At 71.9% G+C, this 13,733-nt stretch carries 14 protein-coding genes; 5 read left to right on the top strand and 9 right to left on the bottom strand.

All coding sequences use genetic code 11. From position 1 onward, the window contains the following. Positions 1-19: 19 nt before the first annotated feature. From H4W80_RS12340 to H4W80_RS12325, 4 genes are all read right to left on the bottom strand, one after another. On the bottom strand, positions 20-874 hold the full coding sequence (locus tag H4W80_RS12340; RefSeq protein ID WP_192785223.1) for a carbohydrate ABC transporter permease: 855 nt from the start codon (positions 872-874) through the stop codon (positions 20-22). A gap of 18 nt (positions 875-892) precedes the next feature. Continuing rightward, positions 893-1,855 carry a carbohydrate ABC transporter permease gene (locus tag H4W80_RS12335; protein WP_318786828.1) on the bottom strand — a complete coding sequence of 321 codons (963 nt, stop codon included), beginning with the start codon at positions 1,853-1,855 and terminating at the stop codon, positions 893-895. Beyond that, complete coding sequence (locus H4W80_RS12330; RefSeq protein WP_192785222.1) at positions 1,834-3,075, bottom strand: ABC transporter substrate-binding protein; 1,242 nt, start codon at positions 3,073-3,075, stop codon at positions 1,834-1,836. Before H4W80_RS12330 ends, H4W80_RS12335 begins: the two co-directional genes overlap by 22 nt. Positions 3,076-3,159: 84 nt before the next feature. Further along, positions 3,160-4,419, bottom strand: a complete 1,260-nt coding sequence (locus H4W80_RS12325) for an alpha-L-fucosidase (RefSeq protein WP_192785221.1) — start codon at positions 4,417-4,419, stop codon at positions 3,160-3,162. 95 nt (positions 4,420-4,514) lie between these two features. Between H4W80_RS12325 and H4W80_RS12320 the strand changes: the two genes are divergently transcribed. Beyond that, positions 4,515-5,309, top strand: coding sequence for an RraA family protein (locus H4W80_RS12320; RefSeq protein ID WP_225963386.1), 795 nt, complete (start codon positions 4,515-4,517; stop codon positions 5,307-5,309). 58 nt (positions 5,310-5,367) lie between these two features. Here H4W80_RS12320 and H4W80_RS12315 read toward each other — a convergent pair whose 3' ends face one another. Together H4W80_RS12315 and H4W80_RS12310 are read right to left on the bottom strand one after the other, a co-directional pair. Next, a complete protein-coding gene (locus tag H4W80_RS12315) occupies positions 5,368-6,273 on the bottom strand; it encodes an aldo/keto reductase (RefSeq protein WP_192785220.1) in 906 nt (301 codons plus the stop codon). Next, positions 6,270-8,162 (bottom strand): DUF8034 domain-containing protein, encoded by a 1,893-nt coding sequence (locus H4W80_RS12310; protein WP_192785219.1) that lies wholly within the window; start codon positions 8,160-8,162, stop codon positions 6,270-6,272. The genes H4W80_RS12315 and H4W80_RS12310 overlap by 4 nt, the downstream gene beginning before the upstream one ends. Before the next feature lie 78 nt (positions 8,163-8,240). On the opposite strand from H4W80_RS12310, the gene H4W80_RS12305 reads away from it, so the two are divergent. The 4 genes from H4W80_RS12305 to H4W80_RS12290 all read left to right on the top strand — a co-directional run bounded on the left by H4W80_RS12305 (position 8,241) and on the right by H4W80_RS12290 (position 11,280). Then, positions 8,241-9,107: an amidohydrolase family protein gene (locus H4W80_RS12305; protein ID WP_192785218.1), complete on the top strand. Its 867-nt coding sequence runs from the start codon at positions 8,241-8,243 to the stop codon at positions 9,105-9,107. A 17-nt stretch (positions 9,108-9,124) separates the two neighbouring features. Then, positions 9,125-10,123, top strand: a complete 999-nt coding sequence (locus H4W80_RS12300) for an acetylxylan esterase (protein WP_192785217.1) — start codon at positions 9,125-9,127, stop codon at positions 10,121-10,123. 49 nt (positions 10,124-10,172) lie between these two features. Then, positions 10,173-10,898, top strand: a complete 726-nt coding sequence (locus tag H4W80_RS12295; protein ID WP_192785216.1) for a GntR family transcriptional regulator — start codon at positions 10,173-10,175, stop codon at positions 10,896-10,898. Positions 10,899-11,037: 139 nt separating this feature from the next. Next, positions 11,038-11,280, top strand: a complete 243-nt coding sequence (locus tag H4W80_RS12290) for a hypothetical protein (RefSeq protein ID WP_192785215.1) — start codon at positions 11,038-11,040, stop codon at positions 11,278-11,280. Positions 11,281-11,336: 56 nt separating this feature from the next. Here H4W80_RS12290 and H4W80_RS12285 read toward each other — a convergent pair whose 3' ends face one another. Genes H4W80_RS12285 through H4W80_RS12275 form a run of 3 tightly spaced genes read right to left on the bottom strand, consistent with a single transcriptional unit; the run spans position 11,337 to position 13,571 of the window. Next, on the bottom strand, positions 11,337-12,551 hold the full coding sequence (locus H4W80_RS12285; RefSeq protein ID WP_192785214.1) for an aminopeptidase: 1,215 nt from the start codon (positions 12,549-12,551) through the stop codon (positions 11,337-11,339). Continuing rightward, on the bottom strand, positions 12,532-13,059 hold the full coding sequence (locus H4W80_RS12280) for an MFS transporter (RefSeq protein ID WP_192785213.1): 528 nt from the start codon (positions 13,057-13,059) through the stop codon (positions 12,532-12,534). The genes H4W80_RS12285 and H4W80_RS12280 overlap by 20 nt, the downstream gene beginning before the upstream one ends. Continuing rightward, positions 13,056-13,571, bottom strand: a complete 516-nt coding sequence (locus H4W80_RS12275; protein WP_192785212.1) for an ArsR/SmtB family transcription factor — start codon at positions 13,569-13,571, stop codon at positions 13,056-13,058. Before H4W80_RS12275 ends, H4W80_RS12280 begins: the two co-directional genes overlap by 4 nt. Positions 13,572-13,733: the final 162 nt, after the last annotated feature.

Here is a 13,733-nt window from a genome sequence, read left to right as displayed (position 1 = left end):
GGTGGGGGGTGGGGCCCGCTCAGCCCTTGAGCGCGCCGACCGTCAGGCCGCTGATGATGTGCCGCTGCATGTAGACGAAGAAGATGATCACCGGGGCCACGGCGAGGAGGAGGTTGGGGAAGACCTTGGTCATGTCGGTGGAGTACTGGCTGATGCCGGCGTAGATGGCGGTGGTGACCGTGTAGGTGCCGGACCCGGGGCTCAGCAGGATCTGGGGGCTGATGAAGTCGTTCCAGATCCCGATCGAGTTGAGGATCAGCACCGTGATCACGGCCGGTCGGGTCAGCGGGAAGATGACCTGCCAGTACGTGCGCAGCCGCCCGGCCCCGTCGATCGCGGCCGCGTGGTCGATGTCCCGGGGGACGGTCCGGATGAAGCCGACGAACAGGAAGATGCTCACCGGCAGGGTCATGGCGACGTCGTGCAGGATCAGCCCGGTCACCGTGTTGCCCAGCCCGATCGCGCGCAGCACGTAGATCAGCGGCACGATGAGGGCCGAGGCGGGGATGAACGTGCCGGCCAGGAAGAACAGCAGCAGGAACTGGGTGCGCCGCTTGAGGCTGCGCGCGATCACGTACGCGGCCGGCCCGGCGAACAGGATGCACAGCACATCGACGGCCACCACCAGCACGAGCGTGAAGCCGTAGCTCTTGAGCACGTTGTACTGGGGGCTCTGCACCGCCGCCGCCAGGTGGTCCAGCGAGATCCTGGCGAACGGCAGCGAGAACGGGCTGTTCTGGATGTCCTGCTGCGACTTGAAGCTGTTGACCAGCAGGAGGTAGACCGGCACGGTCATGACGGCGAACAGCAGGGTCAGCAGCGCGACGCGGACCGGCGAAGGCCGCCGCGCGCCGGCGCGGGGGTTGGGGGTCATGGAAGGCTCCTGGGGTACTTAGCTCGCCGCGGCCCGGTCCTGCCGGTTGCGCAGGGCGGTGACGACGACCGACAGCGCCGCGGAGGCCATCATGAGGCCCACGGCCTGGGCGGTGGCGAAGCCGACGTCCGTGCCGGCGAACGACCTGGTGAGGATGACGTACGCGATGGTCTCGGTGGCCCCGGCCGGGCCGCCGTCGGTGAGGCTGACGACGATGTCGTACACCTTGATCAGCCCCACCAGGTTGAGCACCATGGCGACGGTGACCACCGGCGCGATCATCGGGATGACGATCCTGCGGTTGATCTGCCGTCGCGACGCGCCGTCGATCTGCGCCGCCTCGACGAGCTCGCGCGGCACCGTCTGCAGGCCGGCCACGAACAGCACCACGTTGAAGCCGAAGCCCGCCCACACGATGACGCCCACCAGGGTGATCACCGCGAGGTTCTCGTCGAACAGGAAGCCGACGGGGCCGACGCCGAGGTCGGCGAGGGTGTTGTTGATCGCGCCGTTGGTGCCGAGGATGGCGCTCCACAGGAAGCCCAGGATGAGCGAGCTGATCACGTGCGGGTAGTAGGCGAGGGTGCGGAAGAAGGAGTTGGCCCAGTTCCGCTCCTTGAGCTGGAGCGCGTAGACCAGGCCCAGTCCGAGCATCCCCACCGATCCGAAGAAGGCCACGATCACGGTGACCACCGCGGCCCGGGTGGTGTCCGGGTCGTCGAACAGGCGGGCGTAGTTGTCCAGGCCGACGAAGGCCGCCGAGGAGAAGCCGTTCCAGTCGGTGAGGCTCAGGTACAGCGCCACGATGACCGGGACGATCGTCATGACCGTGTACACCACGACGGCGGGGGCGAGCATGCCCGCGCTCAGTGCCGCCTCGCGCAGGCGGCGGCGCCGGCCGCCCGGCGTGCTGCGATCGGAACCGGGACTCCGCGCGGCCACCCGCACGGAGTCCGCGCTCAGCCCTGCGAGTCCCACCACTGGTCCAGCTTCGTGGCGACGTCATCGGCCGAGGCGCCGGTGAACAGGGACTGGATCTGCTTGTTCAGCTCGTCGGCGTAGCCCTGGACCGGCTGCCGGTCGCCCTGCTTGACCAGGACGGTCGGTGCCTCGTCGAGGACCTTTTGCACGCCGTCGCCGAGGCTGGAGACGTCGTAGGCGAACCCCTTGCGGAGGTTGCCGTCGGCGGCGAGCTGGACCTTGATGGCCTCCTCGTCGGTCACCAGCCACTCGACCAGGTCGATCGCCGCCTCGCGGTGCTTGGACTGCGCGACCACCGTGTACGGCTGCGCCATGTTGCCGAACTGGCCGGGCGGGTACGCGCCGTCGGACGGCACGGGGAAGACGCCGATGTCGTCGCTCTTGCCCGCCTCGTCGGCCGCGGGCACGAAGTACGAGCCCATGATGTACATCGCCGAGCCGCCCTTGAGGAAGGCGGCCTGGCCGTCGGGGTACTGCAGCCCGAGCGCGCTCTTGTCGAGGAAGCCCTGCTCGAGCCAGGACCGGTAGAGCTCGTAGTAGCGCTTGTAGCCGCTGGCCGCGAAGGTCGTCCCGCCCTTCTTGCGCTTGACCGTCCAGTCGGGGTCGGCGGTGAGCACGCCCGCGTCGGCCAGCATGCTGAACTGCGCCCCGGTCACCCACTGGCCGGCGGTCTGCAGCGGGACCAGCCCGGCCTTCTTGAGCTTGCCCATCGCCTCCTCGAACTGGGCGATGTTGCGGATCTTGGTGGCGTCGAGGCCCGCGTCGGCGAACGCCTTCTTGTTGTAGAAGACCAGCGACTGGATCTGCTCGCCGACGCCGACCACGTAGTGCTTGCCGCCGATCGCGTACTCGTCGAACAGCGGCGTCTTCGCGGCCCACGGCTCGCCGGACAGGTCCACGAAGAGCTCGGCGGTCTCCGGGGTGGGCACCACGTGCTGTGCGATGTCGGGCGGGTCGCCCGCGGCGAGGTCCTGGCGCAGCTTGGCCTCGGCCTCGATGGTGCCGGTGAGCTCCAGTTGCACGGTCACGTCCGGGTGCTTGGCCTCGTAACGGTCGAACAACCCGTTCCAGAACTGCTCGGTGAGGTTGGGCGTGATGTTGACGATCATCCGCAGCGTGGTCTTGCCCGCTCCGCCCTCCGTGCCGCCGCCGCCACCGCACGCCGACGCCGCCGTTAACACGAGGGCCGTCACCGCGGCCGCCAGCAATCGCCTGTTCATGTGCCTACTTCCATCATTAATCGTCTATCGATAGGAGATGTTATTTCGGCTGCCTCACTTGTTCAAGAGCCATTTCGTGCGGCGTCAGTGCCCTTCGCCGCGCAGCACGAGCTCGACGACCGGCAGCAGCACGTCCGGCCGGACCACCGGCAGGGTGAGGGTGAGCGTGCCCGGCTCCCGGCCCGGGGGAGCGAGGTTGTTGTGCTCGTGGTCGCCGCCGTCCAGCTCCTGCATGCGCACCTCCGAGCCGTCGTGCAGCAGTTGCGCGTACCGGACGCGGCCGGCCAGGCCGGGCAGGTGGACGTGCTTGAGCGGCCAGGCGAGCAGGTGCAGGTAGAGCCGGTCGCCGCGCTGGGTGTAGAGCGCGTTCGGCGGCGGCTCGAACACGCTGGGCCCGGCGCCGTGCACCGCCCGCGCGTGCAGGGACGTCCACGCGCCGATCGCGCGCAGCGTCTCGGCGGCCCGCGGGTCCAGCGCGCCCCGCCCGGTGGGGCCGACGTTGAGCAGCAGGTTGCCGCCGCAGGCGACCGACTGCACGAGCATGCGCACCAGCAGGTCCGGGCTCTTGTAGTCGTGGTTGTCGCGGTCGTAGCCCCACGAGCCGTTCAGCGTGTGGCACGCCTCCCACAGGACCTCGGCGCCGTCGCGGGTCAGCGGCGCGTCGGGCTGGTACTGCTCGGGCGTGACGTAGTCACCCGGGATGCCGAGCCGGTCGTTGACCACGATCCCCGGGCGTAGCTCCCGGACCATCGCCATCAGCTCCGCCGCGCCCCACTCGGCGGGCCCCTTCGCCGGATAGGTGAAGTCGAAGAACAGCAGGTCGATGGGGCCGTAGCCGGTGAGCAGCTCCCGCACCTGCCCGTGCAGGTACGCCCGGTAGCGCGCCATGTCGCGCCCGGCCGCCTCCTCGGGCGGCAGGCTGTCGCGCAGCGGGTGGTACCGGTCGACGGTGAAGTCGGGATGGCGCCAGTCCAGCAGCGAGTAGTAGAGCCCCACCCGCAGCCCCTCCGCCCGCATCGCCTCGGCGAACTCGGCGACCAGGTCGCGGCCGGCCGCCCGGACGGAGGTGTAGCCGGTCAGCGCCGAGTCGAACAGGCAGAAGCCGTCGTGGTGCTTGGCGGTCAGCACCGCGTACCGCATCCCCGCCTCGCGCGCCGCCCTGGCCAGGGCGGCGGCGTCGAACAGGTCGGGGTCGAACCGCTCCAGGTAGCGGTCGTAGTCGGCGTCCCACATGGCCTCGCGGCTGCGCACCCACTCGTGCCGCGCGGCGAGGCTGTACAAGCCGAAGTGAACGAACAATCCGAACCGCGCCGCCCGGAACCACTCTGCCGATCCGCCTGACACCGGCGTCTCCTCCCACGGTTGACAGCCCTCGCTGATCGGCAGTTACATCTACCATCGATAGGCGATAATTGTCGACGGTTGGGTGAGAGCATCGCATGAACACGAACATGCACGGCGTTGAGCAGGAGACCTACGAGACGATGCTGGGGCCGGCGCAGTCCTCGCCCTTCGTCCGGCCGACCGCGCGGATGGTGGCGGCGCTCGGCGGCGTGAGCGCCGCCACCGCCTGCGCCAAGCTGCACCAGATGGGCATCACCCGCACCTTCATCGACGGGCCCGTGCCGCTGCACCGCGAGCCGGACGTCCGCGTCGCCGGGGGAGCGGTCACGCTGCAGTTCCTCCCGCAGCGGGAGGACGTCTTCTCCGGCGGCGAGCAGGAGGACGCCGAGCGCAAGACCGCGCTGTGGGCGGTGCTGGAGTCCATCAGGCCGGGTGACGTGCTCGTCGTGTCGGCCCACGCCAGCCACTTCACCGGCTGCCTCGGCGACATGCTGGTCCGCTACTTCAAGCTGCGCGGCGGCGCGGGCATCGTGGTCGACGGGCGGGTGCGCGACGCCGCGCGCGTGCGCGCCCTCGGCGTGCCGATCTGGTGCACGGGGGTGACGCCGCACTACGCCTCGCAGACCGAGCTGTTCCCGTCGGCGTTCAACGTGCCGGTCGGCGTGGGCGGCGCGCTGGTGACGCCCGGCGACCTCATCGTCGCCGACGAGGACGGGGCGGTCGTCGTGCCGCAGCGCAGCGCCGTCGCGCTGGCCGAGGACTCCCTGCTGCACCAGGACCGCGAGGAGTTCGCCCGGCGGCGGCTGGACGAGGGCGGCCGGCTGTCCGACTACTACCCGCTGACCGGCGCCGGGCTGGAGGAGTACCTGGCGTCCCGGGACGCGGGCTGACCCCGGCGCCCCGGGACCGGCCGGGCCCGGTCACGGCGGGCCCGGTCACGGTGGGGGGTCATGCCTCCAGGAGCTCGGGCGGGACGAAGCCCTCCGCGGCGAGGCGGTGCCACAGCTCCGGCGGGATCTCGGCCCGCGCCGCCGCCGCGTTGGCGCGCACCTCGTCCGCCGACCGGCATCCCACCACCACCGACCCCACGGCCGGATGCAGGTACGGGAACCGCACCGCCGCCGCGGCGAGCGGCACCCCGAACTCCGCGCAGACCGCCCGGCACCGCCGCGCTCGCGCCAGCACGTCCGGGGGCGTCTCGCGGTAGTGGAACATCGCGCCCGGCCGCGGGTCGGCCAGCAGCCCGGTGTTGAACACCCCGCCCACCACGACCGTGGTCCCGGTCTTCGCGCACAGCGGCAGCAGGGTCGTCAGCGCGTCGTGGTCGAGCAGCGAGAACCGCCCGGCGATGAGGACCACGTCCGGCTCGAACTCGGCCACGTACGCCGCCAGCGGCTCGCAGTGGTTCATCCCGAAGCCGATCGCCCCCGCCAGCCCCTCCTCGCGGATCCTGCGCGCCGCCGGGTAGCCGGTGCGCCGGATCTCCTCGCGGAAGTCGTCCGGGTCGTGCAGGAACAGCACGTCCACCGCCGGGCGGCGCAGCCGGCGCAGGCTCGACTCCAGCGACTCGCGCAGGCCGCGCTCGGTCCAGTCGGTGACCACCCGCTCCCCGGGCCGCAGCAGCCAGCCGGCCTTCGTCGAGATCACCGCGCCGGGTGCCGCGCCGCTCGCCAGGGCCCGGCCGAGCCGGTCCTCGGCCACCCCGTGGCCGTAGCGCGGGGCGGTGTCGAAGTACGTCATGCCCTCGGCCGCGGCGGCCGCCACCGTGGCGGCGGCGTCCCGCTCACTCACCTCCGCGAAGAGGTTGCCGATGGGCGCGGTGCCGAGGCCCAGCCTGGGCAGCGCGACGCTCATCCCGCCACCTCCCACGGCGGCGTCGCGCAGGCGGGGCGGGCGGCGTGCAGCGTCATGGCCAGCGTCAGCCGCACCTGCGTCCTGGCCGGCAGCCGGACGCCGACGTGCGGGCCCCCGACCGGCCGGGGCGGCTCGTCGTCGGCGCCGGCCGCGTCGAGGCGGTGCTCGGCGAACGCGCCGCCCTGCACCACCAGCGAGCACGCCGCGCCGCCCAGGTTGACCAGCTCGATCACCGTGCGCTCCGGGTCGATGGCGGACACCAGCGCCGCCACGTCCGGCGGCAGCCCGGGGCGGCGGCGCCCGGCGTCGAAGTAGCGCACGTGCATCTGGGCCAGGCCGCCGTTGTAGAGCACCTGCGGCGAGCCGGTGGTGAGCTGCAGGAGCGCCTCCGTGACGACCGGGTTGCGGTCCTGCCAGTCGTGGATGCCGAACGCGTCGGGCCCGACGGCCGGGTCCACCGGGTCGTTCTCGATCGCGGCGACCCGCTCGGCGCAGACGTCGGCGGCGCTGCGCAGCATCCGCTCGGGGTAGCCGGGGTTGCGGCCGGCGAGGTACTCGTACCAGGGCTCCTCGTGGCCCGACTCCTCCTTGGTGCGCTGGCTGTGCACCGCCGTCCAGTCCCAGCTCGACGCCTCCCGCAGCCGGTCGATCCGCTCCCGGTCGGCGGAGTCCCTGCTGAAGTGCCACAGGGCGACCGGGAGCTGGGTCGGCATGACGTTGTGGTCGAACCAGCCGGAGTCGTCGCGGCGCATCGGGGCCAGCAGCGTCGGCTCGTCCGCCAGCCCGCGCAGGTGGGGCCGCCAGCGCTTGGTGATCGTGGTCACCTCGGCCGGCCGCCGGGGTGCCGCCTCGCGCAGCACCGCGTCCAGGGGGTTGCGGGCCAGCTCGAGGTAGGAGCGGTCGCCGGTGAGCAGCGCGGCGTTGGCCGCGCCGACGATCGCGGCGGTGCCGACGGGCGGCAGGCCGTGCGGCCAGGACCAGCCGTAGTGGCCGCCGTACCAGCGACCGTCCAGGTGCTCGCCGACGACGCCGTGTGTGCCGGCGTTGTCCGGGACGATCTCGCGGCCGTCCAGCCGCTCCCGCCAGGCGTCCACGTACTCGCTCACCCAGGCGGCGTGGCGCGCCTCGCCGCCGAGGAGGTAGGCGTTGGCGACGAGGCTGGTCGCGGCCAGGTTGACGATCGTGTCGCCGCGACCCATGCGCTCCCACATCGCCTTGCCATACGCGCGGGCCCGCGCCGGGTCGGCGGCCAGGTCGTCGAAGGGGGCGGCCTCGGCGATCCAGTCGAGCGGCAGGCCGTAGGGGCGCAGCGCCAGGCTCCACGGGAAGTAGACGTCGTGGTCGCTGAAGCCCCAGCGCGGCCCCGCGGCGCCGTTGTGCGGCGCACGGATCACCCGGTGCTCGGGGTCGTAGTTGGGGCCGCCGGGCAGGTAGAGGTCGGCGAAGCGGGTGGCCAGCTCCCTCAGCTCGCCGTCCTCAGGCTCGGCCAGACAGAGGCCGTAGAACAGCAGCAGGCCCTCGCCCTGGTGGAACCAGTCGTAGCCGCGCTCGAAGCCGTCCACCAGCATGCCCATCTCGGCGAGCTGCGCGGTGACGCCCCGCCAATGCCTGCGGGCCGCGGCCAGCACGTCGTCGCTGCCGCCGAGCAGGTAGAGGGTCGGCCAGTTGAAGAACGCCTCGTAGAAGTCGTCCACGCCGTCGCGGCCGTCGAGCCCCTGGCCGAGCCGGTCGCGGAAGACCAGCCGACCGTCGCCCTCGGTGTAGCGGTCGGCGAAGATCCGCCAGGCCTTGTCCTGCGCGGCGAACAGCTCGCGCTGCAGCCCGGCCCACGCGGGCGGGTCGGTCACGGTGCGGCTCGCCAGCAGCGCCGGCGGGTGTGAGATGCGCATGAGAACACCAATCGTTCATCGATAGCCGATGATATGAATCTTCTTGAGCCCGAATACGCCTGTCAACACGGAGCCGACGTGATCGACTGCCATGTCCACCTCTGGGACCTCGACCAGGGCTATCCCTGGATCCGGCCGGGGTCGCCGTACCACCGGACGTTCACCGCCGACGACCTGGCCGCGTCGGGCGCGGGCCTCGGGCTGACCGGCGCGATCCTGGTCGAGGCGTCCCGGGGCGACCGGGCAGAGAACGTCCTGCTGCCCGACCTGCGCCTGCGCCACCCCGGCCTGCTCCTCGGCCACGTCGGCAACCTCAACGCCTGCGCCGGGCTCGGCCCGGCGCGCTTCGCCGAACTGCTGGCGCGCACCCGGCCGAACGGCATGCGGCTCGGCGGCGCCTCGTGGGAGGCCACGCCGCCGGGCGCGCGGGCGCTCGTCCCCGTCCTGGCCCGGCACGGCGTCGCGCTCGAAGTCAACCTGCACCACGCGGCCGTCCCAGCGGCGGCCGAGGCCGCGGCCCGCCACCCCGGGCTGACCGTGATCGTCGATCATCTCGGCAACCCGGCGAACCTCGCCGCCGCCGATCCGGGGGAGTGGCGGGAGCAGGTGCGGCGGGCGGCCCGGGTGTCCGGCGTGTTCATGAAGATCTCCGGCCTGCTCACCCAGCAGCACGGCGTGCCCGAGGAGCGGGTGGCCGCCCTGGTCGCGCACGCGGCCGGGGAGTTCGGCCCCGGCCGGTGCATGATCGGCTCCGACTGGCCGATCTGCCTGGCCCGCGGCTCTCGGGCCGCCTCGCTGCGGCTGGCCCGGCGCGGGCTGGCCGGGCTGGACGCCGCCGGTCGCCGGCTCGTGCTGAGCGGCACCGCCAGGCGCGCGTACGGCCTGATGCCTCAGGTTGACAACGATCGGGGGCCCTGCTTCGATGCATCGGTTGACGATCGATAAGCGATGATTGGTGGGCGATGGCACAGTTCGATCTGCCGCTTGACCAGCTTGAGCAGTACCGGCCGGCTCTGCCGGAGCCACCCGACCTCGACGCGTTCTGGGCGAAGAGTCTCGCCGAGAGCGACGCCTTCGACCTGGCGATGACGGCCGAGCCGGTGGCGAACGGCCTGGCGACGATCGACACCTTCGACGTCACCTTCGCCGGCTACGGCGGCCATCCCGTCCGGGGCTGGCTGCACCTGCCGGTCACCAGGACCGGGCCGCTGCCCGCCGTGGTCGAGTACCTGGGCTACGGCAGCGGGCGCGGCGTGCCGCACGAGAAGCGGCTCTGGGCGTGCGCCGGCTACGCGCACCTCGTCATGGACAGCCGCGGCCAGGGGGCCGACACCCCCGACCCCGACGTCGCGACCGGCGACGTCGCCGCGCCCGGGTTCCTCACCCGCGGCGTGCTCGACCCGGAGCGCTATTACTACCGCCGCCTCTACACCGACGCGGTGCGCGCCGTGGCGGCCGTGCGCGCCCACCCGGCGGTGGACCCGGACAGGGTCGCGGTGACCGGCACCAGCCAGGGCGGCGGCATCGCCCTCGCCGCGGCCGGCCTCGCGCCCCGCCTGCTGGCGGTCCTGCCCGACGTGCCGTTCCTGTGTTGCTTCCCGCGCGCCGCCACCTTCACCGACCAGCCCCCCTACGTGGAGATCACCCGGTACGTGAAGCTCCACCGCGCGCACGCGGAGACCGTGATGCGCACGCTGTCCTACTTCGACGCCGCCGTCCTCGCCCGGCGGGCCACGGCCCCCGCGCTGTTCTCCGTCGGCCTCATGGACCGCATCTGCCCGCCGTCCACCGTGTACGCGGCCTTCAACCACTACGGGGAGCGCGCCGCGCTGCCGGCCGGCGACAAGCAGATCAGCGTCTACCCGTTCAACGACCACGAGGGCGGCGGCCCCGACCACGAGGTCGTCAAGCTCGCCTGGCTGGCCGGCCGGTTGTCACCATCGATACCTGCTAAGCGATGATCACTCTTATGATGAACAGGGGGACGCGACAGCGCATGATGGGGAACACATGGCATCGACACCGGAAGTGAGCGGCTTCGCCTCGCGGCTGGCCACGAGCAAAGACTCCGTTCGCCCCACTCTGATCTCCGATCGGGTGTACGAACTGCTCAGGCAGGCCATCGTCGAAGGCGACCTCGCGCCGAACGACCGCGTGGTGGAGTCGGAGATCGCCCGCCGTCTCGGAGTGAGTCAAGCGCCGGTCCGCGAGGCCGTCAAGCAGCTCGCCCGCGAGGGCCTGCTCGTGCACGTGCCGCGGCGCGGCAACTTCGTCGTCGAGATCTCCACCCAGGACGCCGAGTACGCCCGCCAGGTCCGCGAGCCGCTCGAACGGCTGGCCGCCACCATGGCTGCCGAGCGCATCACCGCCGAACAGCTCGGCGAGCTGGGCGAGCTGGTCGCCGAGATGCGCGAGGCCGTGGAGGTCAACGACGTCGGCCGGTTCCGCGACGTCGACATCGCCTTCCACACCCGGGTCGTCCAGATCGCCGGTAACCCGTTCCTGACCCGCATGTGGGAGGTACTCGAACCCAACCTGCGCGCGCTGCGCGCCATCGCCGACCCGCTGTTCGAGGGCGACTGGCGGGCGATGGCCGACGAGCACGGCCGCCTGGTCACGCTGCTGCGCGAAGGCGACGTCGCCACAGCCGCCGACGCCTTCGCCGATCACGCCGCCGGCCGTTCCCCGGTGCCCGACCGGCGCACCCGCAGGAAGCCGGCGGGCAGCGTCACGTGACCGTCCCCCGGCGGCGAACGCTCTGACGGCGATTTCCCTGACGGCGACCTTTCCGGCGGCATGCGCCCAGCGCGAATGGAGATGGCCCGTCGGCCACCTGCTCGCGATCGCGGAGGCGAGCGGTCCGGGGGTTCGCGACGTGGTCGCCGCCGTGGTCGCTTTCATCGGCGCGGCGGCGGCGTTGTCGCGGCTGGTCCACCGCCGTCAGTGGGTGGAGGTGTTCCCGGTCGCTCCAGTGACGATCTTGCGCTGGCATCGCAACCTCGTGGCACGTAGATGGACCTGCCCCGGCAGGCGGCGCCCGGGACGGCGCGGCACCCGCCGGCTGATCAAGGCGTTGATCGTGCGAACACAATTTTCGAGCGGCACACGGCCGGCCTGACCACTTCAACAACTAAGGTCAGCCGTTACGTTGATGCTCCCGGCTGTGGCAGGACGTCAGAATTCCCAGGCGTCGTCGCGCAGGAGCACCACCTTCCCGCCGGGCCGCAGCCCGGTGACCGTGACGTCTGGGCCGCCGACCATGAAGTCGACGTGCACGCGCGAGGTGTTCACGCCCGCCGCGTCCAGCCGTGCGGGATCGTCCGTGCGCAGGTGGGCGGGCGTGCCCGGAGGCAGCCCGGCGCCCCAGGCCAGGTGGCAGGTGGCGTTCTCGTCCAGAAGGGTCTCCAGGTAGGTGATGCCGCTTTCGCCCACCCGCGAGGAACGGTCGACCAGAGCGAGCTCGCCCAGCCGGGCCGCTCCCGCGTCGGTGGCCTGGTGCGCGCGCACGACGTCAGCTCCGGTGCTCGCCCTGACACCGGTCACGACGCCGTCAGCGAAGGTCAGCTCCAGGTCGCGGATGACGGTGCCGTCGAGGGACAGCGGCCGGGTGGCGCGGACCGTGCCGTCGACGCGCCGGTAGTCGGGGGTGGTGAACACCTCCTCGGTCGGCAGGTTGGCCTGGAACGGGCGGCCCTTGATGTCCTCCAGGCGGGCGGCGGTCCAGTGGGCGTCAGGGAGCAGGCCGATGGTCAGGTCGGTGCCGGGCCCCTCGAACCGCACGGCGTCCAGGCGCATCTCGGTGAGCTGTTGAGCGCGATCGAGCAGTTCGGCGATGCGCTGCCGCCACGCCGCGCGCGGATCGGGCTCGTCGAGACGGAGGATGCGGCGTACGTGCCGCCACAGCCTGGCCTGGTCGGGTTCGCCGAAGACGGCGCGGGCCCACTCGGGGGTGGCGTAGGGGACGATCGTCCAGCGGACCAGGTTGTTGAGCTGGAGCCGCTGCCGGGAGGTGAGGGACGGCATGCGGTCCAGCCCGACGCGTAGCGGATCCAGCCCAGCCAAGAGGTCGGGGGCGGCGGCGCCGCGGATGTTGACGAGGATGCCGCCGTGCCGTTCGAGTTCGTCGTTGCGGGCGTCGAGCCACGAGGGCACCTCGGCCAGGCTCGCGGTGTCGGCGTGCCGGACGCGAGATCGTTTGGCGTGCGGGTCGAAGTACCAGATGTCGGCGTAGCGGGCGCCTCTGGCGTAGGCGGCCTCGGCCAGGGCGCGGGCGAGCGGGGCGTGCTCGATCTCGGCGTTGATCAGCACCCGGTCGTCCGCCAGCAGGGGCACGGCCACGTCGAACACGACGTCGGCATAGCCGGACAGGTCAGCGAGGGGAATGGTCAAGGGGGGCTCCTTCGTGTTCGTTGTGGCGTACGGGCATAAACAGCAGCGCTCCGGCGGTCGACACGGCGCCCGCGAGGGCGAAGCCGCCGGCCAGGCCGAACCGGTCGGCGAGGGCGCCGAGGGCCAGGGCGGCGCTGAGGAATCCGATGTCGAAGAAGGCCGTCGTGGTGGCGACGGCGGATCCGCGCTCGCCGGCGGGCAGGCCGTGCACCGCCATCCTGAGGAAGGCGGGCAGCCCGAGGCCCTGCCCGGCGCCGATCAGGGCGAGGGACGTGCCGGACAGCAGCAGCGCGCCCGCGCACAGGGCCGTGCGCCGTCCGGCCCGGTCGGCCATCCGTCCGGCCAGTGGGCGGGCGAGCACCCCGGCCGCCGCGGTGACGGCCGGCGAGACGCCCACCACGCCCGCCTGTTGGCCCAGCGGGCCGGTGAGGTATCGCGGAACCGCCGGGATGAGCAGCCCGATCGACAAAAAGGCACCGGCCGCGCAGCCGAGCAGGCGGCCGATCACCGTTCGTCACGTAGTTCGAGCAGGAGCGCGGTCATGCTGACCTTGACGCCGTCGCGCGGCGGTCCGGCCTTGTCGTGCAGGAGCGCCACAGCCTGGCCGATCAGGCCGACGATCTCCTCCCAGACGGGCCTGGCCAGCCATACCTCGGCGTCCATGGACACGCGCTGGCGATCAGTCTCATTCAGGCGCCTGGCCAGGTCAGTGCTCATCGCCTGGTGGAGGAGCTGCCGTCCCTCGGACCGGTCGAGGCGCTCGCCGCTGGACGGATCGTACTGGTAGCGCAGCTGCGGGCGGCCCTTTCCTGCCCGCGGCCGCTCATCCGTCTGCTGGAGGAAGCCCGCCTTGGCCAGCTGGCGCAGGTGGTAGCTGGCTGAGGCGTGCGCGATGCCGAGTTCGTCGGCGACCTCGGTGGCCGACATCGACGCGCCGGTGAGCAGCGACACGATGCGGATGCGCAGCGGATTGGCCAGGGCACGCAGTGGAACAAGGTCATCCCGATTTTCCGAAGACACCTTGGGATTTTAATTTATCCAACAACTATTGGGAAAGAGGTGGCTCTGCGACGCGTTCTTAGGCCGGACGGCACGACCTGTTCGATCGCATTCCACACCTGCGACAGCCTGGCGAGGAAGTCTTGCACCTCCTTCGGCTTCCAGCGCCTTACGGCGGACCGC

Source organism: Nonomuraea angiospora (genome assembly GCF_014873145.1).
GTDB classification, from domain to species: domain Bacteria; phylum Actinomycetota; class Actinomycetes; order Streptosporangiales; family Streptosporangiaceae; genus Nonomuraea; species Nonomuraea angiospora.
This window is presented reverse-complemented; position numbering and strand designations above follow the sequence as displayed.

Bases quoted from the DNA above. Each gene is read 5' to 3' on its own strand.
- H4W80_RS12300 (WP_192785217.1), top strand. From the start codon at position 9,125: ATGGCACAGTTCGATCTGCCGCTTGACCAGCTTGAGCAGTACCGGCCG.
- H4W80_RS12340 (WP_192785223.1), bottom strand. From the start codon at position 874: ATGACCCCCAACCCCCGCGCCGGCGCGCGGCGGCCTTCGCCGGTCCGC.
- H4W80_RS12295 (WP_192785216.1), top strand. From the start codon at position 10,173: ATGGCATCGACACCGGAAGTGAGCGGCTTCGCCTCGCGGCTGGCCACG.
- H4W80_RS12330 (WP_192785222.1), bottom strand. From the start codon at position 3,075: ATGAACAGGCGATTGCTGGCGGCCGCGGTGACGGCCCTCGTGTTAACG.
- H4W80_RS12320 (WP_225963386.1), top strand. From the start codon at position 4,515: ATGAACACGAACATGCACGGCGTTGAGCAGGAGACCTACGAGACGATG.
- H4W80_RS12310 (WP_192785219.1), bottom strand. From the start codon at position 8,162: ATGCGCATCTCACACCCGCCGGCGCTGCTGGCGAGCCGCACCGTGACC.
- H4W80_RS12315 (WP_192785220.1), bottom strand. From the start codon at position 6,273: ATGAGCGTCGCGCTGCCCAGGCTGGGCCTCGGCACCGCGCCCATCGGC.